Source organism: Asticcacaulis sp. AC460, from assembly GCF_000495795.1.
Lineage (GTDB): Bacteria > Pseudomonadota > Alphaproteobacteria > Caulobacterales > Caulobacteraceae > Asticcacaulis.
The window spans coordinates 211083-236325 of sequence record NZ_AWGD01000031.1; the positions used below are offsets into that span (position 1 = coordinate 211083).

Consider the following 25243-nt stretch of genomic DNA (forward strand, 5'->3'; position numbering starts at 1 on the left):
GAGTTCAAAATGAAAGGGGGGCGCAAAGTCTTTGCCGTCGACCTGTACGACGATGGCGACCGGATTGAACGGTACAAGGCATGGCACGCGGCTGGGGTTGTGCCGGCGGCCGTGACGGCGGCTATCCGGGCGGACGATATCCGCGAGCTGGAAATCTGGCTGGTCGGCGACCGCATGGTGTTGATCATGGAACAGGGGCCGGACTTCGATCCCGTGGCCAAGGCTGAACGGGATGGCGATAATCCGGACGTCGCGGCCTGGGATGCGCTGATGCGGACGTTTCAAAAGCCTTTGCCGTTCGGTCCCGAGGGATCAACCTGGCTGGAGATGGAACGGATCTATAGTCTGGCCGAGCAGGTTTAGTTCAATATGGCCGTCCTGTGTATCCGGACAGGCCCAATACATAACCGAGGAAATGCCACATGAAGCTGTCCCGCCGCGGGTTGATGACCGCCGCCGCCCTCACCTCCGTTGCCTCTGCCGCGCCCGCCCTGGCCCAGACCGGGCTGACCGTGCACAGGCTGCAGGCCAACAGCCTGACCAATCCGCTCGGGCTAGACGATCCTGCTGTGCGGCTGTCGTGGCAACTGGCCTCGCCCCAGCGCAAGACGCTGCAGGTGAAGTACCGTGTGCGGGTAGCGTCTTCGAATGAAGTGCTGGCCGGCGGTCAGGCCGACCTGTGGGATTCCGGCGAGGTCGAGTCGGACAAATGCTTCGATGTGACCTATGCCGGTAAGCCATTGGCGTCGCGTCAGAGAGTCTTCTGGGATGTCCTGGTCACCGACAACCACGGCAACACGTCGCGCAGCGCGCCAGCCACCTGGGAAATGGCGTTGCTGCAGCCATCGGATTGGTCGGCCAAATGGATCGCCGCCGAGGACGAAGGCTCACGCGCCGACCGCGAAACCGGCCTAAACTGGGTCGCCGGCAGCCGCGCGCCCAACCAGGCACCGCGTCAGTTTCGTCTGAAGTTCAGCTTGCCGGAAGCGGCTGAGACGACCTTGGTCACCATCGCCAACAACAGCTACCGCCTGTGGGTCGATGGCAAGCCCGTCTCACTGCCTGATGACAGCGCTCCGCGTTTTGGCAAGAGCGAGGTGGCGGAATCGACCGTGTCGCTGGGCAAGGGCGAACATGTCGTCGCCATCGAGGTCAAGGATCCCGACGGCTTCCTGGCCATGTATCAACCCGAAAACGCCATGGCGATCCTGATTCGCGCCCGGTTCAAGGACGGTCGCACCCAGCGGTTTTCGAGCGTCGGGACGCGCACGGCTTTGGTCAGCGATGCCGGATGGATGTTGCCGGCGTTCGACGACGCGACATGGGCGATGGCCAAGACAGCCGACTACCAGATGGAGGCCCTGCCCGGCAAAGGCGCCTATCTGCTGCGCAAGGCGTTTTCGGCCGATAAGCCGGTAGCGCGGGCACGGTTGTACGCCTCGGCGCTGGGCGGTTATGAAACCTGGATCAATGGTCAACGGGTCGGTGATGCCCTGCTGACGCCGGAGAGCACGGACTTCCGCGAAAGCGTGTTATACCAAACGTATGACGTTGCAAAATTGGTGAAAGCGGGCTCTGCCAATGCCATCGGCGCCATTGTCGGCGACGGATGGTATGGTAGCTACAATGCACCGGCCGGACGTTTTGCCTACGGGCCGCCGCCGTTGCGCTACCTGGCGCAGCTCGAAATCACCTATACCGACGGCAGTCAAACGGTCGTTGTGACGGATGAATCGTGGCGGATTACACCCTCGCCTATCGTGATGAGCGAAATCTATAATGGCGAGACCTATGACGCCCGCAAGGAGATCGCCGGGTGGTCCGAGGGTGGGCTTGACGAGTCCGGATGGAAGGCTGTGGGGTTGGCGCCTCTGCCAGTCGGGGCGCTGAAGGCGCAGGACTCGCAGCCCATCCGTCAAACCCAGTCCCGTGTCAGCAACAGCATTTCCGAGCCTAAGCCTGGAGTCTATGTCTATGACTTCGGGCAGAACTTCGCCGGCTGGGTAAGGCTGATCGCGCGCGGCAAGGCCGGCGATACCGTCACCCTGAAATTCGCCGAATACCTGCTGCCGTCGGGCGAGGTCGACCAAGCCAATCTGCGCGCCGCCAAATGCACCGACACCTATATTTTGAAAGGCGGCGACTACGAACGGTGGGAACCGCGCTTCACCTATCATGGCTTCCGCTATGTCCAGGTCGAAGGCTATCCCGGCACGCCCAATGCCAAGGATATCGTCGGCCAGGTCATCCACAGCGACCTGCCCGAAACCGGCCATCTGCGCATCGGCAATCCGGTGATCCAGCAGTTGTGGCAGAATACGTTGTGGTCGCAGCGTTCCAACTTTGTCGGTTTGCCGACCGATTGCCCGCAACGCGACGAGCGGTTGGGATGGATGGGTGATGCCGGCGTGTTCTGGGATGCCGCGGCCTTCAATATGAACGTAGTCGCCTTTACGCGGCGGTTCATGAACGATGTCCGTGACGCCCAAACCAAGGACGGCGCTTTCCCCGATTTCGCGCCCAATGCCTGGGACGAAGCCTGGGGTGAGCATGGCGCTTCGCCCGGCTGGTCCGATGCCGGCGTTATCCTGCCGTGGACGGTGTGGCGGCGCTATGGCGACACCAGCGTCATCGATGAGAACTGGGACGCCATGATGCGCTATATGCGCTTCCTTGAGATCAATAACCCGGAGTATCTGTGGCTGAACAAGCGCGGCCACGACTATGCCGACTGGGTGGCGCTGGACGCCAAGGAGCCCGGCGATCCGACCACGCCGAAGGACCTGGTCGCTACGGCCATGTGGAAGATGTCGCTGGATATGATGGCCGCGATGGCGCAGGCGAGCGGGCGGACGGCCGAGGCGGCAGGATATCGCGCGACGGCTTCGAAGGTACGCGCGGCCTATGTGAAGGCGTTCGTGCGGGCGGACGGGACGGTCGGCAACGGATCGCATACCGGCTATATCCTTAGTTTGAAATATGACCTGGTGCCAGCGGGCCAGCGCGCGGCGACGGCGGCGCATCTGGTCGCCGAAATCAAGCGCCGCGGCATGTTGCTGACCACGGGCTTTCTGGGCACGCCGAGCAGCCTGGATGTGCTGGCCGACGCGGGGTATTCCGACATCGTCTATAACCTGCTGCTGCGGACCGAGTTCCCGTCGTGGGGCTACATGGTGGCCAAGGGCGCCACGACGATCTGGGAGCGTTGGAACGGCGATGTCGGCGACGTGTCGATGAATTCGTTCAACCACTATGCGTTGGGTGCCGTGACAGGGTTCGTCTTCCGGCGGATTGCCGGGATCGATCCGGTGGAACCGGGCTTCCGGCGGTTCCGTTTCGATCCCGTGCTGGACGGGCGGGTGACGACGGGCGGCGGCGATTACGACAGTGTGTTGGGCCGGATCTCGACCCAGTGGGAACAGACCGCCGGCGGTTTCAACCTTTCGCTCACTGTGCCCGCCAATGCCATCGCCGAAGTGGTTTTGCCTGGTACCTCCGTCACCGAAAGCGGCAAGGGTTTGCCGCGCGAGGTCAAGGTGCTGAGCCGCAAGGATGGCAAGGTGACCTTGGAAGTTGGGTCGGGGGAATATCGCTTCACCGCCAAAGCCTAGCGCCGTCAGAACCCCCTCTCCCTGTTCTTTCACGGGGAGAGGTTAGGGTGAGGGGCTTGGTCAGCGTCGGTGCACGGTCGCCTTCTGAAGGCCCCTCACCCGATCGCGTTCACTTCGCTCCGCTCTCGTCCTCTCCCCGCAGGCGGGGAGAGGGGATTTTTGAGCCTCATCCGATCTTGTCGGTATAGCTCCACATCACTTGGTCGGTAATGTCGCCGGCAGTGGCTTCGATGACGTTGTCGCCGTCCTTTAGCTCGATCTTCCAGGTGGCCATGTGGTCCACCACCGGCTGGACGGCGAGATCGACACCGTTCAGGCGCAGGCGCACTTCAGCCGCATTGGAATAGACCTTTACCGTCACCTTGCGGACGCGCTTGGGCGTGTCGCGCGAGCTGGTGATATGTACCATCGGCTTGTCCGACCAGTTGGCCTGGTACCAGTAATAGGCGTCCTTGCGTACCTTGCGGTCCTCGGTCACCAGGCCCTTGTCGTTGATCGCCGGACGGTCGCCTTCGTTGCGGCGGAAGGATGGAAAATCGAACGCCACCCAGATGAAGTTCGACCACAGGTACGGCCGCGCCTTCAAAACCTTCCAGTTGGCCTCGTGATAGGCCGACTGATACTGCTCCGGGTGCCAGTAGGCCTGCGGGACGGTGCGTTTGGGCAGGTCCTCCTGATGCAGGATCGAGGCGCCGGCGCCGTATTCCGAAATCCCGATGACGCGGTTGGGCAGCTTGGCATGGACTTCATCGGCCCACTTGCCGATGTCCTCGAACTCGCCCCAGTACCAGCCGAAATATTTGTTGTAGGACACGATGTCGCTGTGCAGGGCAACCGGATCGTCGTCGGCCAGGCAGCAGTGGGCGTAGGCGGTCGGGCGCGAGGTATCCATGGCCTTGGCGGTGGATTGCAAGGCCGCCAGGACCGGGTTGGGATCGGGATCGTTGGAGCGGATCTCATTGCCCAGCCCCCACACCACGACCGAAGGGTGGTTATAGTTCTGGGCGATCAGTTCCTGCATCTGCTGGACGGCATTGGCCTTGAAGGCGTCCGAGGCGTCGATGAAGTCGACCAGGGGCGCTTCGGTGCTGATCAGGATGCCGCGGCGGTCGGCCTCTTCGTAGACGCGCGGATGATGCTGCATATGGGCCAGGCGCAGGGCGGTGACGCCCATCTCGTCCATGATCTGCATGTCCTCGTCGATCTCGGCGTCGGACACGGCCGTGCCCTTGCCGTAGCGGCCCGGCTGCTGCATGTTGGCGCCATACACGGCATAGGGTTTGCCGTTCAGTAAAACGCCATTTTTGACGTCGATGGTGAAGGTGCGCACGCCCAAGGGGACAGTCACTGTGTCGCTGCCGGTCTCGATTTTGACGGTGTAGAGGTAGGGGGCACTGCGGCCGGCCCAAAGGCGCGGCTTTTTCACGGTCAGGTTGGTTTCGGTCGGGACGGTCGTGTTGGCGGCGACGGTAAAGGTGGTGGTCGACTGCGCCACGGTCTTGCCGGAAGCATCGAGGATGGTGGTGCGCACCTTGACCGGCGCCGACGTCGCCGTATCGTTGCGGATCAGGCTTTTGACGTGGATGTCGGCCGAGGCGTTTGTGATGGTCTTCGTGGTGGCGTAGACGCCCGGTCCGCCATGGTCCATCAGGTCGACATGGATGCCATCGGCGGTGACCAGCCAGACATTGCGATACAGGCCACCGAAGACGTTGAAATCGCCGGTCAGCGGCGCGATGTGGTTGACGCGGGTATTGTCGACCTTGACGGCCAGGACATTGCGGCCGCTCTTCAACGCGTCGGTGATGTCGAAGCGGAAGGTGGCATAGCCGCCGTCGTGACGGCCGACGGATTTGCCGTTGAGATAGGCTTCGGTGATGAGGGCGGCGCCTTCGAATTGCAGGAAGTAGCGCTTGCCTGGCTGGGGCGTGACAGTCAGATCGCGGCGGTACCAGGCCGGGCCCCGGTAGTAGACGCCCTCCTCTTCGCCGCGCGCCTTGTCGCCACCGGCGCCGGCATCCGACGCATTGTAGGTGTGCGGCAGCTCGATCGCCTGCCAAGTGTCGGCTTGGAAGTTCGGATCGGAGGCTGTGGGGACATCGCCTTTGTGGAACATCCAGGCAGCGTTGAGCGAGGCCTTCTCGCGGGCTATGGCGGCGTTCGGCAAAGCGAGAGCCAGGGTTAGCAGCAAGCCGAGGAGAAGTTTGGGCATCGGGCATTTCCTGTGATTTTAAATACATCATACATGTGATGATTTGAATCGCAAGCCTGGAAGCATGTGAGCCGCCTCTCTGATCGTAACTACCCCACCACCGCACCTCACTCGCTTCGACCTTCGGTCTTTGACCTCAGGTCTCCACTCACTCGAGCGGTCCCCCTCCCCAACAAGTGGGGAGGAGCAAGGAAATGTGTTTCGGTTCAGATAATTGGATGAGGAGCTACTGCAGGTTCACAAACAGGCCGCCGTCGGTCAGGACCGAGGCGCCGGTGACGTAGCTGCTCAGGTCCGAGGCCAGGAAGACAACCACCTTGGCGATGTCGTCCGGGTGGCCCAGGCGGCCCAGCGGGATGCGCTTTTCCATGTAGGCGCGCTTGGCCGGATCGGCCAGGTCGTCCTTGTTGATATCGGTCGCAACCGTCCCCGGCATGACCGAGTTACAGCGGATGCCGTGCCGGCCCAGCGCAATCGCCGTCGATTGCATCAGCGAATGCACCCCGGCTTTGGTCGGGGTGTAGTGGGTTTGCAGTTCGCCGCCGACCAGGGCCGAGATCGATGACACCGCGATGATCGAGCCCCCCCCGCCTTGTTCGACCATCTGGTTGGCAGCCGCCTGGCACATGTAATAGGCGCCGGTATAGTTGACGTTCAGGGTGCGCAGGAAGACATCCTGCGGCATGTCGAGGAAGCTGTGGAACGGGCAGATGCCGGCATTGGACACAAAGGCTGTCACCCCGCCCAGGGCCGCGGCTGCGCCCTTGACGAAGGCCGGGGCCGACGCGGCATCGGCGACGTCGCCGTCATAGACAAAGGCCTTGCGCCCCAGGGCTTCGATTTCGGCGACGACGTCTGCGGTCGCTTCGGCGTCCTTATAGACGTTCAGGCCGACATCGGCGCCGTGACGGGCGCACATGATCGCCGTCGCCCGGCCGATACCGCGCGACGCCCCTGTGATCAGAACCTTTTGTCCTTCCAAAAGCATTTTACTTCCCCGATTATTTTAAGTGTTTCTCGCTCCAGCCGAATTCGGCGGAGATGGCGCGCACCGTGGCCAGAACGTCCTGGGTCAGGGCCTTCATGCGCGCGTCGTCCATATATTGCGCCGCCGATGACACGCTGATCGAGCCGATGATGCGGTTGGCGGCGTCACGGATCGGGGCTGCGACGCAGCGGATCCGGTCTTCGTTTTCTTCCAGGTCCAGGGCATAGCCAGCCTGCCCGTAGGCCTTCATGCGGTCGAGCCAGTCGCCTTCCGATACCCGATAGCCGGGAAAGTCGCGTGATTCTCGGGCATAGAGGTCGCGCAGGAAGCTTTCGGGTTCGTCCAGCAGCAGGGCCTTGCCGATGCCGGTCGATCGCAGGGGCTGGCGTTCGCCAATGCGCGAGCTGATTTCGATGCGCCGGGTGCCCAGGACCTTGTCGAGATAGAGAGCGCGGCCGTTGTCGAGGATGCCGAGATGGACGGTGTCGCCGGTCTGTTTGGCAAGATTGACCAGTTCGTCGTGGGCGACCCGGGCCAGGTTCATCTGGCGCGAGGCGAGATAGCCCAGTTCCAGCAGGCGCGGCCCCAGGCTGTAGCCGACCCGCGGCGTGAAGTTGAGAAAGCGCTGTTCGACCAGGGTGGTGGCCAGGCGGTGAGTGGTCGAGCGGGTCAGGCCAAGGGCTTCGGACAGTTCCGGCAGGTTCTTGCCGCTGTCGGCCACCGCCATGAGCACGTCCAGGCCGCGCACAAGGGTCTGCGCGCCGGCGAGCGACTTCGGTCCACTCGCCTCCTCGCTGCCCTCCGGCAAATTGTCCGTTGACGCTGCTGGTTTCATTCTTTAGAACTCATATTTAAATTGTGGGACGAACACAATGCCCAATCATAAAGGTGGGGCCGAATCCCAAAGATATGTCCCAAATGGTGAGACTATGTCAAAATATTCTAAAATCAAGCAAATTCGCGCATCTGTGATCAAGGGCGGCGAAGGCGGCGGCGGTGCCGATTATCACGACCAGGGCGAAGGCCATTGGATCGACAATCATATCGCTACCTCGATGGGACGCTACCCGGAATATCGCCAGAGTCGCAAGTCGTTTGGGATCAACGTTTTGGGAACGCTGGTCGTCGAGATCGAATGCGAGGACGGCACAACGGGATTCGCCGTCACCACCGGCGGCGAGCCGGCCGCCTATCTTGTCGAAAAGCACTTCGCGCGTTTCCTGGAAGGCCGCGATCCGTTCGATTACGAGACCATCTGGGACCAGATGTATTTCGCCTCGCAATATTACGGCCGCAAGGGCATTGTGGTGAACGCCATTTCCGGCGTCGACCTGGCCTTGTGGGACCTGATGGGGCGCCTGCGCGGCGAACCGGTCTATCATATGCTGGGCGGCGCCGTGCGTAATGAGTTGCAGTTCTACGCCACCGGCGCGCGGCCGGACCTCGCCAAGCAGATGGGTTTTATCGGCGGAAAACTTCCGTTATTACACGGGCCGGTCGAAGGCGACGAAGGTCTGAAGAAGAATGTCGCCATCCTGGCCGATATGCGCGCCAAGTGCGGCGACGACTTCTGGCTGATGTATGACTGCTGGATGGCGCTGGATGTGAACTATGCCACCAAGCTGGCCCATGCCTGTGCGCCGCATGGGTTGAAGTGGATCGAAGAAGCGATTTCGCCGGACGATTACTGGGGCTACGCCCAGCTTAAGAAGAATGTTCCGGCCGGGATGCTGGTCACCACCGGGGAGCACGAAGCCACCCGCTGGGGCTTCCGCATGCTGATGGAAATGGATTGCTGCGACCTGATCCAGCCCGACGTCGGCTGGTGCGGTGGGGTGACCGAACTGCTGAAGATCTCGGCCATGGCCGACGCCCGCGGCATTATGGTGGTGCCGCACGGATCGTCGGTCTATTCGTATCACTTCGTCATTACGCGCCACAACTCGCCGTTTGCGGAGTTCCTGATGATGGCGCCCAAGGCCGACCATGTCGCGCCGATGTTCCATCCTCAGTTGTTGGGTGAGCCCGTGCCGGTCAATGGCCGCCTGAACGTCTCGGCGCTGGACAAGCCCGGCTTCGGCGTCGAGCTCAATCCGGACGTCAAGCTGTACCGGCCCTATACGCACTAACCTCCCCTCCTCACGGACTTTAAGACTATGAAACTCTGCCGTTATGGCCCCAAGGGCTCCGAAAAACCCGGCGTCGTCGATTCCGACGGCAACATCCGCGACCTGTCGGGCGTCATCTCCGACCTGACCCCCGACACGGTCCGTCTGTCTCAACTCGCCAAGCTGACCGCGCTGGACATCGCGTCGCTGCCGGTCGTTGGTGGTTCGCCGCGTTACGGCGTGCCGGTCAACCACATCGGCAAGATCATCGCCGTCGGCCTGAACTATGCCGACCACGCCGCCGAATCCAACCTGCCCGTCCCGCCCGAGCCGATCTTCTTCACCAAGGCCATCACCTCGCTGACCGGCCCCAATGATGAGGTCATGAAGCCGCGCGACGCCACCAAGATGGATTGGGAAGTCGAGCTGGGCGTGATCATCGGCAAGACCTGCCGCTATGTCGAAGAGTCCGAAGCCCTGTCTCATGTCGCCGGCTACGTGCTGGTCAATGACGTGTCGGAACGCGCCTTCCAGAAGGAGCGCGGTTCGCAGTGGGTCAAGGGCAAGGGTTGCGACACGTTTGCGCCCACCGGTCCGTGGCTGGTCACGCCGGACGAGGTCGGCGACGTCCATAACCTGGACATGTTCCTGGACGTCAACGGCCAGCGCATGCAGACCGGCAATACCAAGACGCTGATCTTCAATGTCGCCCACTGCATTTCGTATATTTCGCGCTTTATCACCCTGCAGCCGGGCGACCTGGTCATCACCGGCACCCCGCCCGGCGTCGGCGAAGGCAAGAAGCCGAACCCGATCTATCTCAACGCCGGCGACACCATGCATCTAGGCGTCTCGAAGCTGGGTGAACAACGCCAGACCGTGGTGCCGTTCTCGCTCGAAGGCCAGGAGATCGTGGGATGATCTACGCAGGACGTTTTGCGGGCCGCAGCGCCATCATCACCGGCGCCGCCTCAGGCCTGGGCAAGGCTGCGGCCGCGCGCATCACCGCCGAGGGCGGCCGGGTCGTGTTGTGGGACCTGAACGCCGAGGCTTTGGAAGCGGCGAAGGCCGAGACCGGCGCCGTGGGCGTGGTGGCCGTGGATGTGTCGGATCATGCTGCGGTCGCCGCCGCGGCCAAGACCAGCCATGAGATGCTGGGCAAGATCGACATCCTGATCAACTCGGCCGGGATCACCGGCGCCACCGTGCCGCTGTGGGAGTTCCCTTTGGATTCCTGGCAGAAGGTGATGGATATCAACCTGAACGGCCTGTTCTATTGCTGCCGTGAGGTTATCCCCTTCCTGATCGACAACGGCTACGGCCGTATCGTCAATGTTGCTTCGGTGGCCGGCAAGGAAGGCAATCCCAACGCTTCGGCCTATTCGGCATCGAAGGCGGGTGTGATCGGTTTGACCAAGTCTTTGGGCAAGGAACTGGCGACCAAGGGCGTCATCGTCAATGCTTTGACTCCGGCGACGTTTGAATCGCCGATCCTGGCGCAATTGCCGCCGAGCCAGGTCGACTATATGCGGTCGAAGATCCCGATGGGCCGGTTGGGTATCGTGGATGAGTCGGCGGCGACGGTGTGCTTCATGGCGTCGGAAGAGTGCTCGTTTACGACGGCGTCGACCTTCGACACGTCGGGCGGGCGGACCACTTTCTAAGGATCAATCTCCCTGATCCGAAAACTGACCCGGCGGGGCAACTCGCCGGGTTATTTTTATGGATTGAGTGGCCTGGTCGGCGTCCGGTGCATAATCGTCTTCTTAAGGCCCCTCACCCGATCGCGTTCACTTCGTTCCGCTCTCGTCCTCTCCCCGCTTTGGCGGGGAGAGGGGATTTAGAATGGCGTCGGGCTATGGAATTGCGTCATCTCGCCGGTCAGTGGATGCGGTACGGCCAGGCGTTCAGCGTGCAGCAGCATCCGTGGCGCCGGAAGGTCGGGACGGTACAGCTCATCCCCGACAATCGGATGGCCGATGGCCAGCATATGCACCCGCAACTGATGCGACCTGCCAGTCACCGGTTCCAGTTCGACGCGGGAGGTCGTGTCGTCGCGGCTTATCGTGCGATAGCGGGTCAGGGACGGTTTGCCGATGGCGTGGTCGACCTTCTGGCGCGGGCGGTTGGGCCAGTCGGTGATCAAAGGCAAATCGACTTCGCCTGTATCAGGCAAGTGCCCATGGACGACGGCAATATAGAGTTTCTCGGTCCGGCGGTTTTCAAACGCCAGCGACAAGGCGCGTTGAGCATCGGCGCCGCGGCCTAGCACGATCAGGCCAGAAGTCGCCATGTCCAGGCGATGCACGGTCAGGGCATCGGCATAGGTTTCGCGCACACGGGCTACGAGGCAGTCTTGCCGGTCTGGTCCCCGGCCCGGCACGCTGAGCAGACCCGCCGGCTTGTCGGCGACCACCATGGCGTCATCGGCGTAAAGAATCATCGCGCGCGACAGAGCCAGATATTGGCATGACCGCACTGCGGATCGCCGGCGACATGGTGCACCAGATCGAAGCCATTTTCGTCCAGCAAGGCGCGATACGCCGCGGCATCCAGACTGCCGTGGTACAGGGGTTCGCCGCGCCATTCGCCGACGTGGCCGCCGTGGACAATGCCAGAGGTGAACATCAAGGCTGTCCCAGGCTTCGCATGATTCCGAAAAATGGGAAATATTTTCATCTGATCGTCGGGCGTCAAATGGAACAGGCTGTGCCAGGCGATAATCCCGTCGAAGGCCTTGCCCAGATTAAGTTCACGCATATCCGACACCACCCAGTCGGCGGCGGGAAACTTGTCGCGGCAGATGGCGATCATGTTGGCGCCGGAGTCGACGCCGGTCAGGTCATATCCGCTCTCCAGGAAATGTCGCGCGATCGGGTCGCCTGACCCACAGCCGATATCGAGCACGCTTCCGCCTGCCGGCAGCAGGGCCGCGAACCGGTCCAGCCATGGTCGTTCGAACAGGTCGCGGCCGCGGTCAGCGTCCCAGTCGCGGGCCCGCCGGTCGTAGAGTTCGATGATGGCGTCGGCGGCGCTCACGGGAAATGCAGCAGCACCAGGGCGATCAGCGCCGGCAGAGCCTGGATGACCAGGATCGACTTCTTCACCGTAAACCCGCCGTACAGGCCGGCGACGATGACGCAGGTCAGCAGGAATATCTTGGCGTGGAAGTCGTTCGCCCATACCGCCAGCCCCAGGCCCACAGCGAGAAACCCGTTATAAAGGCCCTGATTGGCGGCCAGCTTCGCCGACTGTGCCGCGAATTCCGGCGTCAGGCCAAAGACTTTGCGGCCATACGGCGTGTTCCACAGGAACATCTCCAGCACCAGGAAGGCGCCGTGCAAGGCGGCCACGACCAGGACGGCGATATCGGCGATTTTCATGCCCCTACTCCTTCAGCAGGGTCTGCTCCCAGAACAGGAGACCCACCCAGAACTGATAGTCCTGATTCACCTTCTTGGCAAAACCGTGCCCTTCGTCCTGGCCGAGCAGGTGCCAGGCGGTGCCACCCTTGGCGCGAACGGCGGCGATGATCTGGTCGGCCTCGGAGGCCGGCACGCGCGGGTCATTGGCGCCGGTGACCACCATCAGCGGGATGTTGAACTTATCGACCGCGGTCAGGGGCGAGATCTCCAGCAGCTTGGCGCGCTGCTTGGGATCGCGCTCGTCGCCGTACTCGACGCGGCGCAGATCGCGACGGTAGCTCTGGGTGTTTTCCAGGAAGGTGACGAAGTTGGAGATGGCGACGACGCAGTTGGCGCCTTTCAGACGCGTGCCGTAGCGGATGGCGGAGGCGTAGCAGACATAGCCGCCATAGGAGCCGCCGGTGACGGCGACCCGGCCGTTGTCGAGGCTGGCGTCCTTGGCGAAATGGTCGAGGAAGGCGCCGATATCCTTGACCGAGTCCTCGCGCAGGAAGGGCCCGTTATCGAGGCCGACGAAGCGCTTGCCGAAGCCGGTCGAGCCGCGGACATTGGGATAGAAGACGGCGATGCCCAGTTCGTTGAGCAGGTAGTTGGTCCGCCCCAGGAAGCCCGGTGTAAACTGCGATTCCGGCCCGCCGTGGACATTGACGATCAACGGCCGCTTGCCCGGGAACTTCGCCGGATCGGGGCGATAGAGGAAGCCCGAAACCGGCTCGCCGTCGAAGGATTTGACCTCGACGAATTCCGGCTCGACGTTTTGGGTGACGTCCAGCCCGCCGGTTTCCGACTGGGTCCAGCGGGTGACGGCCAGGGTTTTCGGGTCGATGCTGTAGGCGTCGGCGGCGCTGCGGGCCGAGGTGAAGGTCAGGCCGATCGTGCCCCACGGCGCAATCTCGAGGCCGCCGGTATTGCCGGCCGGCAGGCCTTCGACCGTGCGCACCCCATCGGTCTTCAGGTCCATAACCTTGACCTTTTCGGCGCCCGCCTCGTTGATGGTGTAAACCAGGAAGCTGCCGTCATCGGCGATGTCGAAGCTCTGGATATCCCATTTCGGTTCGCGTGATTTCGGCGTGAACTTGCCGGTTTTGGTATCGAGTATGCCCAAGCGCTGGAAGTCGGAGCCCTCGTCCGAGGTGACCCAGAGTTGGCCGTCGGGTGCGAACTGGGCACCGCCGTACGAGATGTCCTTTTTGACATCGCCGATCGGGGTCATGGCGCCCGTATGTATGTCGAGCAGATAGAGGTTGGATTTGGTGACCGAGAGATATTCGGCCACGACGGCGGTCTTGCCGTCGGGCGCGAAGCCGCCGACGGCCCAACCGCCGCCCTTGACCTCGGTCACGAGGCGGTTGGAAGCCGGATCGCGCGGATCTACGATGTAAATATCGTTGTCGGTGCCGTTACGCCGCGTCGAGGTGTAGGCCAACCATTTCCCGTCCTTGGTCCACGTGTTGGCGGAATTGCGGCTCTTGCCGTCGCTAAGCAGGGTCAGACGGCCGTCCTTCAGGGTATAGATCTGGAAGAATTCATTGCCACCCGTGTCTTTCTGGACGACCAGTACATCGCCCTTCGGCGACCACGAACCGCTGACAGGTTCGGCTTCGAAGCTGATCTGGCGGCGGTCCATCATCGGCCCAGCCACCTGGTGCAGTTGCGCCGTATTGCCGAAGCGCGTGGTGATCAACATCGACTTGTCGTTCGGGTTCCACGACGCGAAACCGGCGGTGCGGTACTCCATATACGGCCGTGTAGTTGCCACCATGGCATCGGGTACGGCAGGGATACCATCGGCGACCAGGGCGGCGGGCTTTTCGGCATCGGCGATGGCCGGAGATAGCGGGCTCAGAACTGCCAGGACGGCCAGGGATACGATATATGCCAGTTTGCGCATGGGCTACTCCACCATTTTGTGGCCGTACTCTTACACCCGGTTACCGCATGCGCAATGGTTTGTTGCCGATGATACGGTTGGGATTGAGGATATCCAAGACGATGGCGGGCCCAATCCCCCACCGTCTCATTTGCTTCCAGCAAATGATCCACCTCCCCGTATAACGGGGAGGGATAAGCTATTATATTTTCGCGATTTTTAGGGATACGTTTCCCGCTTAGCTCTTCGCTGCCGAATAGGCGGGGCAGTCTCAAGGTGGATTAAGGTCTGGTTGTATCCATAGATTTCCGGGCTGTCTTATTCCCCGTCCAGTTCGGCAATAATACGCTCGACCGAATAGTCCTCAACGAAGGCCTCATTGCGCGCTTGTTCCGATCCCTCGGCGAGGTGGCTTCGCAAGGCCTCCAGCCGAGATTTACGCTCTTTCAGATTCTTTAAACCGTCGCGACTGACGTCCCTTGTCCTTGCCATGGTGCCATCTTCCATATCCAAAATCAGCATACTACGACTGCCGCCCTTCCATCCAGAGCCGCGTTGACGTCGATCTTCATCAACCCTTTCTGCGGTAACCTGTTGCTTGTGGCCGCGACGCGACCGACAGGGTTTCGATTCGAAATTGTGGTAGACGCCCGGCGAAACCCTGTTATGGTCCCCCCGTAAAACAGGGTTGGGTGCAGACATGTCCAAGAAAAAGGACACGGGGGCCACGCCCTCAGCTAAGCCGGCCGAAGCCGGAACGACGCCTTCGAAATCCCCAAAATCCAGATCGCTGCTCAAGGCCGCGGCCGAGGAAGTCCGCCTGACGCGACGGCTTCTGGTCAGTTTCCTGCTGGCCGGCGCGGCCTCCCCCGTGCTGGGCCAGGATGCCCGCAAGGCGGTCACCGCCGTCGACGCCCGCAAGATCACCCTGCCCAGGCGCAACGACCTGCAGGTGATGTCGCCCGACGCCTTCCGGCTGGCCGACAACCTGACCGAATTCACCCTGATCCGGCCGCGCGACCTAGTGGTGCTGAACATCCGCCTGGTCAATGCCACTATTTCCGGCAGCGGCAAGAACCGCAAGATCCGCCGCAACGGCAGCCGGGCGCTGATGATCGTCCAGCACCAGCCCCAGGCGATCATGGAAAGTACCTGGCCCGACACCAAGGGCCAGGCGATGCCCGACGTGCAGACCGACGAAACCGTCGCGGTCAATCCCGATCCCGGCGACAAGCTGCCGATCGCCAGGGGCGATACGGCGCGCGCCTATATCGCCGGCCCGTCTCGCCTGGCCTACATCATGCCGTCGGGAACCAGTGAGATCGATTTCACCGCCCAGGCCGTCCTCGATGCCTGTGCCTCGTGGCCGCTCAACCTAGACACCCGCGCCGGCACCGTCCCCGGCGACATGGTGGAACTGCACGCCTTCGACCAGATCCGCGATCGCCTCACCGTCATCGCCAACCAGCAGAAGGCCGCCCTGCACGCCTACCCGGCCGTCGAAGCGTTGCTCAAGCGCGCTGCCCGCAAGGTTGCCGAGGCCATCGCCAGTTCCGCCGATGCCGGCATCGTCCTGTCCGACGAGGTCATCGATGACCTGATCGACTACGAAATCAAGGCGACGCTCGACCCCGGCCAGATTTCCGCCGCCGAGGCCAAGGTCCTGCAGCCGATGACGTCGCGCAGCGGCCAGAAGTTCAAGCTCTATGTCAATGCCGAGGCGACAAAGCAACTGGCGCAAAACCGTCGCGTCACCCAGACGCGGGGCGGGCTGACCGGCAACGTCATGCGGGTCGAACAGAGCGAGGACCGCAAGCCGTTGGAGAACGGCAGCGTCAACCCCAACGCCACCGACATCGAAATTCCCTTCCGCCTGCACATGACGCCGCTATCGACGGCCGGGTTTACCCACGCCAGCGATGTCGTCGACCATGGCTCGCCGTTTACCGAACTGTGGCACACCCGCATGGGCACGCGCGTCAGCGACTGGGTGCTGGGCGACACGCCCCAGCCGCTGCGCGCCGTCCACACCGACGACGGCCAATTCGAGGTGGGTTTCTGTCTGGGCGATACCTTCCCCTGCCCGACCTGGCCGCTGGATCCGCGTGACCGCCGCGACCTGGTGGCGTTGATGTCGGCCCCCACGACGTTGGACGGCACGCCGCGCACGCCACTGCCCGCCACGGCGCGGCATCTGCGGCTGACCGCACTGGGCGGATCGATGGACGCCGAAGGCCTGTGGAACGACAACCTGGCGCTAGATAGCGACCTGGTGGCGTGGAAACACATCACCTCGATCGGACGTGACCAGTTCGTCCGCGTCATCTATGACGGCTTTCTCTACCCGTTCGGGCATGCCGCCTCGCTGATCAAGGTGTCCGAGCGCAAGTTCTCGGGCCAGAGCGATGGTGGCCGCGTCGCCGCCGTACTGCAGAAATATTACATCATCGTGCGCCAGCGCCTGCGCACCTTCCCCGGCGACGGCCAGATGTGGCAAGGCCGCGACTTCCCGTTCACGCGGGTCGAGATCACCACCAAACAGACGCCGGACATGCAGGCGCCAGTGATGATCGCCCCCCTGGGCGTCGGCTATTACGGCAGTGCCACCAACGCCTTCCAGACCTTCTGGCCGAAGCAAATGGCCGGCGGCAGCGATATCCTGTTCCATATGATCTTCAGCGACGCCGCCGGCCGCCAGACGGTGGCCGACATGCCGCTGATCTTCATCTCGGGCACGCGCAACCAGAAGGCATCGAGCGTCCAGCAGGTCAGCAACTACTACAACGGCAACGATGCGACGGTGATCGGGCGCCGCAAACTGGCGCTGGACCGGCAACTGATCCGTCTGACTCCGGCCGTCGATCCCGAGGGCGGAGCACTGGAGCCCGGCGAAAGCGACTATCACACGTCCGAACTGGTCTTCCGTGCCGCGCCGGCCAGCGGCGCGCCCGACGGTGCGCATTTCTATCCCGGTATCCTCAACGCCCAGATCGAGGTACCGGCGCTGAAAAACCTGCTGGGTCACGCTGCCAATCCGACGATCGGCTACCACCAGATCTTCCTCAGTCACGGGCTGGGCGGGGGCAATCCCGCCGAGGTGGTGTTCAGCTTTACCCCCCTGGCTGTACCGTCGGTGCAGGATAAGCCGACCGACAAGTTCGGCGGGCTGCTGGCCCCCAGCCTCAAGCCCGATGGATTGTCGCGCAAGCTGGGCGTGCTCAACGACGTGGGCAAGTATCTCGCGCCCGACGGTAACCTGCCGCTGGATGCGCTGAGCGGGATGAAGCTGCTGGGCGTGGTCGATATCAAGGATATCCTGAAACCTTTGCTGCTGACAGGCAAGGCCGCCGGCGTACCGCAACTGAAGACCGTCACCACCGGTACCGAGGTCACCACCACCTACGATTTGACCCAGGCCAATGTGGATACGCCATCCACGGGCCTTGGCCTGTTCGTCGCCAAGGATTATGGCGGCACAGCGGATAATCCGCAACTGCGCGTGGTGTCGACCGTCGTTGTCACCAAGGACGGTTCGCCACCCCAGGCCCGGGTCGAAGCGTCGCTGAAGGCGTTCAAGATCAACCTGTTCGGCTTCATCATCCTGAACTTCCAGTCGCTGAGCCTGACGGTCAAGCCGGGCAGCAAGCCCGAGGTCGATCCGATCTTCGACATCGACAACGGCGTCATGTTCGGCGGGCCGCTGGAATTCCTCAACGGTTTCCGCAGCTTCATCCCGATGGACGGTTTTTCCGATCCGCCCGGACTGGATGTCGGGCCGGGCGGGATATCGGCCAGCTATTCGCTGGGCCTGCCCGATATCGGGGTCGGCGCCCTGACCTTGCAAAACGTCAATCTGGGGGCCGGGTTCGACCTGCCGTTCAACGGCGACGGCCCGACCGCGCGCTTCAACTTCGCCGAACGCCACAACCCGTTCAACCTGACCGTCTCGATGCTGGGCGGCGGCGGCTTCTTTGCCATCCGCGTCGGCTCCGGCGGGGTGCAGGAACTGGAAGCCGCGCTGGAGTTCGGCGCCCAGGTGTCGATCGATCTCGGCGTCGCCTCCGGCGGAGTCTATGTCAAGGCCGGCTTCTACTTCCACTGGATCGGCCAGCCCGCCGACAAGCAGATGATCTCGTTCGAAGGCTATATCGAACTGGGCGGCCATCTGTCGGTGCTGGGGATCATCACCGTTTCGCTGACCTTCCACCTGGGCCTGACCTATGAAAAGACCTCGAACAAGACTCGCCTGTACGGCACAGCCACGCTGACGGTCGAGATCGATATTCTGTTCTTCAGCATCTCCCAGGACATTTCGGTCGAACGCCAGTTCGCCGGCTCCGACGCCGATCCGCTGTTCCTCGACTTCGTGCCGAAGAAGCAGATGTGGGCGGATTACTGTTCGGCGTTTGCATAAGGGGCACATGACCATGGCTATCCGAGAACAGGTCCTGTGGACCCTCTGCCCCCAGGGGCGCAACGCCGCCGGCGACCTTCGGGTCAGCCTGCACATCGCCCCGCGCATCGAGGTGACGTCGGGCCAGCCGCGCATCACCGACCTGCCCGATTCCTGGGCCATCTGGACCAAGGTCGTCGGCAACGCCGGCTTCGGCATCCAGCTGGATGGCCAGGGCCCGCCCATCACCGCCGGGGTCAAGGTGCTGTCGCAACCGCGCAACGACGTCTTCAACGCCCTCTTCCCCAAGACCACGCCGATCAAGCCCTATGTCTTCAAGAACCTGAAGGGCAAGACCATCCTCAGCTATCCGACGGCGCAACTGGCGAACCAGATCGAAACCCTGTACGGCAAGCTGGGCTTTGCCACCGGCGACGACCTGCCCAAGGCCGGCGACCTGGTGCAGGCGCGCTGGCCCTATACCGATCCGTCCTTCCGCCGCAAGCCGCGGCCGACGACCGAGCAACTGCTGGGCAACTATCGCACCCGCGGCCCGGAACTGCTGTCCAAAACGCCGGAAGGCCTGCTGGACGTGTTTTCGCTGTATCACCGGCCGCTGCTGAAGGAAGAGACCCACAGCTACGCCAAGAAGGGGCCGAATGATCCGCTCGAAAACGCCAGTTGGACCGGGCACAAGAAGCCGCCGAAACTGCCCAATGCCGACCGTCTGACCGCCGATACCGACCTGCACCGCGTCGCTTCCGCCGTCACCAACTATCCCGACCTGGCGCGGTGGTGCGGGCTGATCGTCGATTTCGAGATCCCGGCCGGCAATTTGCCGACGACCGGCGTCGTGCGTCTGTCGGCCTTCGTGTCGCGCGCCAATAACGGCCAGGCCGATGTCCGCGATATCTTCCCGATCACGCGCTGCACGCTGGGCGAGCACGACTTCCTGGCCGAGGCCAATCCGGCGAAGATGACGGGCGGCTTCGTCACCCTGGCCAATGCCGGGCTGGACCTGATCCAGCTCGATGTCGACGGCGCCGGCCACAAGACGATCTCGCTGGGCGCCAGCCTGCCTACGATGCGGGCGACCGAGTTCAATGACGACCTGTTCAACGACAAGCCGCTGGAGCCCGAGGCGGCCGCGCCGTCGCTGCGCACCGCCGGCCTGATGCTGGCCAAGTCGCGCCGCCACGCTGACATCAGCGAAAAGGCCATCAAGACCGACGGCATGGATGCTGCCGTACGCGCCAACCATCCGCCGGCGGATCTCGATGCCTCGGACCTGACGCGCGGCTTCCGCGTCGATATCCTGGACGTCACCCGCCCGGCCCAGACCTGGCGATCGCTGCATGCCCGCCAGTCGCAGTATGTCTTCCGCAACGGCGCCGCCTTTACCGACCAGGTGCTCCAGGCCATGCATTGGGAACGCGATGGCGCCAGGGTCATCGGCGCGTCCGCCAAGGTCCAGGAGGGCTTTTCCGGCACCTCCCTGACCTCCAGCCCGGACGACAGCGTCCCTAATGTCTACAAGCTGCATGAAGGCCTGTTCGTGTGGCGCGGCTGGTCGCTGAGCGCGCCCGAGCCGTTCAAGGTCCTGGTCAATGACCCGGGCGATCTGTCGGGCCTCGAAGAAGACGAGCAGCACGCCAAGATGGGCGCCAAGGAAGGCGCCGAGGTGCCGCCCGCCCTGCCTTTGGATGCGCGGTTCGCGCCGGCGCCGGGCACCCTGCCGGCCCTGCGCTTCGGCCGCAAATACCGGGCACGGCTGCGGGTCGTCGACCTGACCGGCCAGTCTAAGCCGGTCGAAGCCGGCGCCCCGGCCGCGGCCCTGTCGCCCGAGGTCACCTATCGCCGCTATGAGCCGATCGAGGCGCCGGTCCTGACCCTGGTCGCGCCCGGCATCACTATGGGCACCGAACCGGTGCCGTTCAGCGAGGTCCAGTCCAAGCCTGAACAGGGCGAAAGCATGGGCCGTCTGGCGCTGCGAACCTATTGGGACAAGCCCGAGCGCAACACCAAGTCGGTGACGCGCAACCTGGCGCCACCGCGCGTCACCCAGCGCTTCGCCGAAACCCACGGCGTCTGCGACAAGGCCTGGCGGCCCGATCCGGACAAATACGAAATCCTGGGCAAGCAGGACCATGGCTTTGCCGAAACCGGCATGCCGTCGGCCGACTGGCTGAACGCCGATCCGGAGACGACGACACCGTTCGAGGGCAAGCCGACCACCTACGCCGTGGCGCCTAAGGGCTTCGCTCTGCCCTACCTGCCCGACCCCTATGCCGCCGCCATCCGCGCCCGACTGCGCAGCCTGGGCGAAAAGGGCTGGACGGATGTGTTCATACCGCTCTACGACGTCGTCAATAACGGCTTTCCCAAGGGCTGGCCCGACTCTTCGCATCCGATCCTCATCGAGGGCCGGGAGGATATCACCACTTTCGAATACGATAACGCGAACCGTACCCTGAAGGTGCCTATGCCCAAGGCCTGCCGCCAGAGGGTGCGGCTGAGCTGTATCCTGGCGCCGGACAATCTCGACAAGATGGCCGTGTGGCCGCTGATCCTGAAGGAGGCCAACGGCAAGACCATCGACCGGGTCAAGCAGTTGATCCTGGAAGGCAAGCATTGGATGTTCACGCCGTGGCGCGAGATCGAACTGGTCCACGCCACCCAGAAGCCACTCAAGATCCCGGCCTTCAATGCTATCAAGATCAGCCGTGGCAAGGGCCAGCGCGACGCCACCATCAACACCCTGACCACGCCTTTGTCGGGCCCGTCGACGGTGCGCCTGGACCTGGATGCGACCTGGAGCGAGCCGGACGACAATGCCCAGGAAATCGCCGCCAAGTCGAAGCCGGTCGTGCGGCCGCATGCCCAGTATGTGGTGCAGTTGCCGACGTCGCGCGGCGACGGCTTCTTTGGCGATTACAGCCGCGAGGGCCTGGTCCATACCCTGCCCGATACGCGTTATCGCCGCATCAGCTACACCATGACCGCCGTGTCGCGGTTCAAGGAGTTCTTTGAGAAATCCCTGCGCGACGACGAAAAGGCCATGTCGGTGACGTCGGTGGAAAAGGTCCAGTGGATCAATAATGCCGCGCCGCCGCCGCCGCCGCAGGTGGTCTATGTCATCCCGACCTTCGGCTGGCTGGCCGACAAGCAGGTCAAGGCGACCCGGCGGACGGCCGGTTTGCGCGTCTATCTCGACAGGCCGTGGATGACGACCGGCTATAACGAAATGCTGGCCGTGATCCTGCCGGCCAGCGACCTGCCGGCGACGACCGGCAACCTGCCGCAGGTTACCCAGTGGGGTCGCGATCCGATCCGCATCAGCGCCGATATCAATGCCGTCAGTCCGCCTTTGTCGAGCTTCGTGCTGGCGCGGACCAGCGGTCCGATCCCGGCGCCGGGCACGGACTTCGCGGCGATCGAGGGCAGCGACCTGGCACCCAACGCGTTTGGCGGCCGCACCAATGTGGCGGTGCCGGGCCAGGACGGGTTGTATACGGTCGCGCCCCATGCCTGCGGCTTCGATAGCGACCGGCAACTGTGGTACGCCGACATTGCCATCCGCATCCCCAAGGGCAGCTACTTCCCGTTCGTGCGGCTGTCGGTAGCGCGCTATCAGCCGACGTCGGAGCCGGGCTGTCACCTGTCGTCGAGTGTGACCTGCGACTTCATGCAGTTGTCGGCTGACCGCATCCTGGTCATCCTACCGGTCGGCAAGGCCGGCGGCTATGCCGTCTTCCTGTACGGCGACGAACCGACCGATGTGAAAGGCGACGAGAAGGCCCGCATCGGCGATATCGAGTTGCGCGTCCAGGTGCGCGATGGCGAGAGCGACGAGGTCCTGGGCTGGCGCGACGTCGGTAATCCCAAGCTGCGATCCGATGGCGGCGTGGCGATGAAACGGACCGGGACACGCGAGAATATCGAGGTCAGCGACGCCGCCGACATGGCCGCCAGCCGCCTGGCTACGGCCAGCCTGAAGACGACATCCGGTAAGGGCAAGCCGGGGTCGACGCAGTTTGCCGAAACGGCCGAGTTGCCGGCGGCCGCACCGGCCGGCGTGGCGCCGGGCGCTGCGGCGGGCGTGCGCGTTCCGCAGAACCTGATCTGGCAGACCTTTATCGAGGCCCCCGCGGCGCCGAACAAGGGCTACCGCCGGATCCTGGTCACCGAGACCGAGGTCTATCCGAGCCAGGTCCTGAACCACGAGGAACCGCCGGCCCTGGCGTCGCGGATCGTCTACGCGGAAGGGCTGGAATTCTAGTTCTACGCCGTCGCACGGTGAATCCGTACTTGTTCAAATCCGGCTGGCGAGGTACTTCCCGTTTCCTGGCCAGCTTGAGGATGTGTGGGTTTCGCTATGGTCGACTACGCCGATTTTCTGTTTCCAACGGCCTTGTCTGTGACGCCGACAAAACTGAACCGTATTCTGTTCATCGGTTCCTGCCTGACGGAACACTATATCAGAGCCTTGAAGACGGAACGGCCGGAGGTGAACTCCGACTTCATCCTCTTTAACAATCTGGGCCAGTTTCCAGCGGAGCCGCCTCGACCGATCGGCGAGTACGACCTGCAATATGTCCAGATTCCTCTGCGCAGCGTCCTGACCGACGCCGTGGTGGAGATGCCGCGCCTCAATGACGCCGCCTTTGCCGCCGAGTTGATGGATCGCGCCGGCACTATGCTGGAGATGATGCTCGACAAGGCCCTGACCTATAATCGCCAGCACGGCACCCTGACCCTGGTGTCCAATTTCATCGTGCCCCAGGGACACGCGGCCCCCAGCCTTACCGACCATGACACCGAAAGGGACCTGGTCTGGCTCGTCAAAAAGCTGAATGAAAAGCTGGCGGACGTCGTCCGGGGGTTCGGCAATGCCTATGTCGCCGATGTTGAAGCCATCGCCGCGACCATGGGCAAGATCACCTTCCTGGACGATACCATCTCCTTCTATTCGCATGGATCGCTGATGTTCCCCGACTGGTCGGGGCATGAGAACAATCCCTTCTGGACCCAGCCCGAGCCCGGCCGCATCGAGATGGTTCCACCGATGACCGACATGTTCCCGGTCGCGTCCGAAAAATTCATGAAGGCCGTTTTCGCCCAGATCGATTACCTGTACCGCATCGTCAGCCAGGTCGATCAGGTGAAGGTCGTCATTTTCGACCTCGACAACACGTTGTGGCGCGGCCAGATCGGCGATCACTATGTGCCGGGTGAACCCTGGCCCTATTCCGACGGCTGGCCGATCGGTGTGTGGGAAAGCGTGCACCACCTGCGCGCCCGCGGCATCATGGTCGCCGTAAGCTCCAAAAACGACGAAGCCCTGGTGCGTGAACGCTGGTCCAACGCGGTCAATCCTCCGTTCCTGTCGCTGGACGACTTTGTCTCGGTCCAGATCAACTGGCATGCGAAGGCCGAAAACATCGCCCGGATTCTCAGCGATCTCAGTCTGACGCCGAAAAGCGCGGTGTTCGTCGATGACAATCCAGTGGAACGCGCCGCCTGCATGGAGGCCCTGCCGGGGCTTCGCACCATCGGGTCGAATCCGTTCCAGACGCGACGTCTGCTGCTGTGGGCGCCGGAAACCCAGGTCGCCCGGCTGACGGTGGAATCGAGCCGTCGCGAAAGCATGATGCGGGCTCAGATCGACCGCAAGACGCAGGCGAAGGACCTGAGCCGCGAGGCCTTCCTGCAGGGGCTGGGGACCGAGGTCACGTTGCTGGCCGTAGAGGGCGAAACCCAGAACGAATATTCGCGCGTCGTCGAACTGATCAACAAAACCAATCAGTTCAACACCAGCGGCAAGCGCTGGCAGAACGCTGAACTCACCGGATTTCTGGCCCAGGGCGGCAAGATTCAGGCCTTCAAGGTCAAGGACCGTTATGCCGACTATGGCCTGGTCGGCGTGATTTTGATCAATCGCACGAACATCGTGCAATATGTCATGAGCTGCCGGGTCCTGGGCATGGATATCGAGACCGTGGTGCTGGGCCAGATCGTTGCAAGGCTGCACGAAACCCGCCCGGGGGCAACGATCGTCGGCACGATTAACGAGACCGAGTCGAACCTGCCCTGCCGCGATCTGTACACAAGGGCCGGTTTCGAAATGAGTTCGCAGCCGGGGATTTTCCTGGCCAAACCCGACTATCGCGTGCCGGTGTTCAAGCACGTGACCGTCAAGACCGAGGTTACCGCCTGATCACCCCCGTTCGCTGAAGCTTCGGGGGAGTTGGGATTTGGACAGCAAAAAGCCCCAGCTTTTGGGCTGGGGCTTTTTCTGTTTTGGTTGCGGGAGCCAGATTTGAACTGACGACCTTCAGGTTATGAGCCTGACGAGCTACCGGGCTGCTCCATCCCGCGGCAATATGGTAAAAGGACCGGATAGCGATGTACGCGATCCGGTCCTTAAAACTTGTAATGAAGGGTTTTAGCAACTGCTCTTGGTAGACCTGGCGACGACCTACTCTCCCGCGACTTAAGACGAAGTACCATCGGCCCAGGAAGGCTTAACGACCGAGTTCGGAATGGGATCGGGTGGGGACCTTCCGGCATAGCCACCAGGTCAACCAAAAGCAGTTGCTGTAATTGAGAAGACATTGTCAGGACGTCCCGACTTAA

General features: G+C 62.8%; 16 protein-coding genes, 1 tRNA gene and 1 rRNA gene. 8 read left to right on the top strand and 10 right to left on the bottom strand.

All coding sequences use genetic code 11. The features are described 5' to 3' along the window. Positions 1–9: 9 nt before the first annotated feature. Both ABAC460_RS41365 and ABAC460_RS41370 read left to right on the top strand, forming a co-directional pair. Entirely contained in the window at positions 10–363 is a 354-nt protein-coding gene (locus ABAC460_RS41365) for an L-rhamnose mutarotase (RefSeq protein ID WP_023454683.1), read from the top strand. 59 nt (positions 364–422) lie between these two features. Then, positions 423–3611 (top strand): alpha-L-rhamnosidase, encoded by a 3189-nt coding sequence (locus ABAC460_RS41370; protein WP_023454684.1) that lies wholly within the window; start codon positions 423–425, stop codon positions 3609–3611. A 166-nt stretch (positions 3612–3777) separates the two neighbouring features. Here the strand turns inward: ABAC460_RS41370 and ABAC460_RS41375 are convergent, their stop codons facing one another. The 3 genes from ABAC460_RS41375 to ABAC460_RS41385 all read right to left on the bottom strand — a co-directional run bounded on the left by ABAC460_RS41375 (position 3778) and on the right by ABAC460_RS41385 (position 7646). Beyond that, a complete protein-coding gene (locus tag ABAC460_RS41375) occupies positions 3778–5823 on the bottom strand; it encodes a glycoside hydrolase family 2 protein (RefSeq protein WP_023454685.1) in 2046 nt (681 codons plus the stop codon). Positions 5824–6049: 226 nt separating this feature from the next. After that, positions 6050–6811 (bottom strand): SDR family NAD(P)-dependent oxidoreductase, encoded by a 762-nt coding sequence (locus ABAC460_RS41380; RefSeq protein ID WP_023454686.1) that lies wholly within the window; start codon positions 6809–6811, stop codon positions 6050–6052. 13 nt (positions 6812–6824) lie between these two features. Then, positions 6825–7646: an IclR family transcriptional regulator gene (locus ABAC460_RS41385; protein WP_031237157.1), complete on the bottom strand. Its 822-nt coding sequence runs from the start codon at positions 7644–7646 to the stop codon at positions 6825–6827. Positions 7647–7740: 94 nt separating this feature from the next. On the opposite strand from ABAC460_RS41385, the gene rhmD reads away from it, so the two are divergent. From rhmD to ABAC460_RS41400, 3 genes are read left to right on the top strand one after another with little or no spacing between them, the layout of a single operon-like run. Continuing rightward, positions 7741–8940, top strand: a complete 1200-nt coding sequence (gene rhmD, locus ABAC460_RS41390; protein WP_031237159.1) for an L-rhamnonate dehydratase — start codon at positions 7741–7743, stop codon at positions 8938–8940. 27 nt (positions 8941–8967) lie between these two features. Then, positions 8968–9840, top strand: a complete 873-nt coding sequence (locus tag ABAC460_RS41395) for a fumarylacetoacetate hydrolase family protein (RefSeq protein WP_023454689.1) — start codon at positions 8968–8970, stop codon at positions 9838–9840. After that, positions 9837–10583: an SDR family NAD(P)-dependent oxidoreductase gene (locus ABAC460_RS41400; protein ID WP_023454690.1), complete on the top strand. Its 747-nt coding sequence runs from the start codon at positions 9837–9839 to the stop codon at positions 10581–10583. Before ABAC460_RS41395 ends, ABAC460_RS41400 begins: the two co-directional genes overlap by 4 nt. 176 nt (positions 10584–10759) lie before the next feature. Here the strand turns inward: ABAC460_RS41400 and ABAC460_RS41405 are convergent, their stop codons facing one another. The 5 genes from ABAC460_RS41405 to ABAC460_RS0124970 all read right to left on the bottom strand — a co-directional run bounded on the left by ABAC460_RS41405 (position 10760) and on the right by ABAC460_RS0124970 (position 14736). Next, positions 10760–11362, bottom strand: coding sequence for an RluA family pseudouridine synthase (locus ABAC460_RS41405; protein WP_023454691.1), 603 nt, complete (start codon positions 11360–11362; stop codon positions 10760–10762). Further along, a complete protein-coding gene (locus ABAC460_RS41410) occupies positions 11359–11958 on the bottom strand; it encodes a class I SAM-dependent DNA methyltransferase (RefSeq protein ID WP_023454692.1) in 600 nt (199 codons plus the stop codon). The genes ABAC460_RS41405 and ABAC460_RS41410 overlap by 4 nt, the downstream gene beginning before the upstream one ends. Continuing rightward, a complete protein-coding gene (locus tag ABAC460_RS41415; RefSeq protein ID WP_023454693.1) occupies positions 11955–12302 on the bottom strand; it encodes a DUF1304 domain-containing protein in 348 nt (115 codons plus the stop codon). Before ABAC460_RS41415 ends, ABAC460_RS41410 begins: the two co-directional genes overlap by 4 nt. Before the next feature lie 4 nt (positions 12303–12306). Beyond that, a complete protein-coding gene (locus ABAC460_RS41420; protein ID WP_023454694.1) occupies positions 12307–14235 on the bottom strand; it encodes a S9 family peptidase in 1929 nt (642 codons plus the stop codon). A gap of 297 nt (positions 14236–14532) precedes the next feature. Beyond that, entirely contained in the window at positions 14533–14736 is a 204-nt protein-coding gene (locus tag ABAC460_RS0124970; RefSeq protein ID WP_023454695.1) for a type II toxin-antitoxin system ParD family antitoxin, read from the bottom strand. 178 nt (positions 14737–14914) lie between these two features. Here ABAC460_RS0124970 and ABAC460_RS41425 point away from each other — a divergent pair, with 178 nt between their 5' ends. From ABAC460_RS41425 to ABAC460_RS41435, 3 genes are all read left to right on the top strand, one after another. Next, positions 14915–18628, top strand: coding sequence for a hypothetical protein (locus ABAC460_RS41425; protein WP_023454696.1), 3714 nt, complete (start codon positions 14915–14917; stop codon positions 18626–18628). A 13-nt stretch (positions 18629–18641) separates the two neighbouring features. Further along, positions 18642–22886 (top strand): hypothetical protein, encoded by a 4245-nt coding sequence (locus tag ABAC460_RS41430; RefSeq protein WP_155914703.1) that lies wholly within the window; start codon positions 18642–18644, stop codon positions 22884–22886. Positions 22887–22982: 96 nt separating this feature from the next. After that, positions 22983–24824, top strand: a complete 1842-nt coding sequence (locus ABAC460_RS41435; protein WP_023454698.1) for an HAD-IIIC family phosphatase — start codon at positions 22983–22985, stop codon at positions 24822–24824. 84 nt (positions 24825–24908) lie between these two features. Here ABAC460_RS41435 and ABAC460_RS41440 read toward each other — a convergent pair. Both ABAC460_RS41440 and rrf read right to left on the bottom strand, forming a co-directional pair. Further along, positions 24909–24985: transfer RNA gene (locus ABAC460_RS41440), tRNA-Met, on the bottom strand. Between the two features lie 87 nt (positions 24986–25072). Continuing rightward, positions 25073–25187, bottom strand: a 5S ribosomal RNA gene (gene rrf, locus ABAC460_RS41445). Between the last annotated feature and the right edge of the window lie 56 nt (positions 25188–25243).

Coding starts and splice junctions, on each gene's coding strand:
- ABAC460_RS41425 (WP_023454696.1), top strand. CDS start 14,915: ATGTCCAAGAAAAAGGACACGGGGGCCACGCCCTCAGCTAAGCCGGCC.
- ABAC460_RS41415 (WP_023454693.1), bottom strand. CDS start 12,302: ATGAAAATCGCCGATATCGCCGTCCTGGTCGTGGCCGCCTTGCACGGC.
- ABAC460_RS41405 (WP_023454691.1), bottom strand. CDS start 11,362: ATGATTCTTTACGCCGATGACGCCATGGTGGTCGCCGACAAGCCGGCG.
- ABAC460_RS41420 (WP_023454694.1), bottom strand. CDS start 14,235: ATGCGCAAACTGGCATATATCGTATCCCTGGCCGTCCTGGCAGTTCTG.
- ABAC460_RS0124970 (WP_023454695.1), bottom strand. CDS start 14,736: ATGCTGATTTTGGATATGGAAGATGGCACCATGGCAAGGACAAGGGAC.
- ABAC460_RS41380 (WP_023454686.1), bottom strand. CDS start 6,811: ATGCTTTTGGAAGGACAAAAGGTTCTGATCACAGGGGCGTCGCGCGGT.
- ABAC460_RS41395 (WP_023454689.1), top strand. CDS start 8,968: ATGAAACTCTGCCGTTATGGCCCCAAGGGCTCCGAAAAACCCGGCGTC.
- ABAC460_RS41370 (WP_023454684.1), top strand. CDS start 423: ATGAAGCTGTCCCGCCGCGGGTTGATGACCGCCGCCGCCCTCACCTCC.
- ABAC460_RS41435 (WP_023454698.1), top strand. CDS start 22,983: ATGGTCGACTACGCCGATTTTCTGTTTCCAACGGCCTTGTCTGTGACG.
- rhmD (WP_031237159.1), top strand. CDS start 7,741: ATGTCAAAATATTCTAAAATCAAGCAAATTCGCGCATCTGTGATCAAG.
- ABAC460_RS41430 (WP_155914703.1), top strand. CDS start 18,642: ATGGCTATCCGAGAACAGGTCCTGTGGACCCTCTGCCCCCAGGGGCGC.
- ABAC460_RS41385 (WP_031237157.1), bottom strand. CDS start 7,646: ATGAAACCAGCAGCGTCAACGGACAATTTGCCGGAGGGCAGCGAGGAG.
- ABAC460_RS41365 (WP_023454683.1), top strand. CDS start 10: ATGAAAGGGGGGCGCAAAGTCTTTGCCGTCGACCTGTACGACGATGGC.
- ABAC460_RS41400 (WP_023454690.1), top strand. CDS start 9,837: ATGATCTACGCAGGACGTTTTGCGGGCCGCAGCGCCATCATCACCGGC.
- ABAC460_RS41375 (WP_023454685.1), bottom strand. CDS start 5,823: ATGCCCAAACTTCTCCTCGGCTTGCTGCTAACCCTGGCTCTCGCTTTG.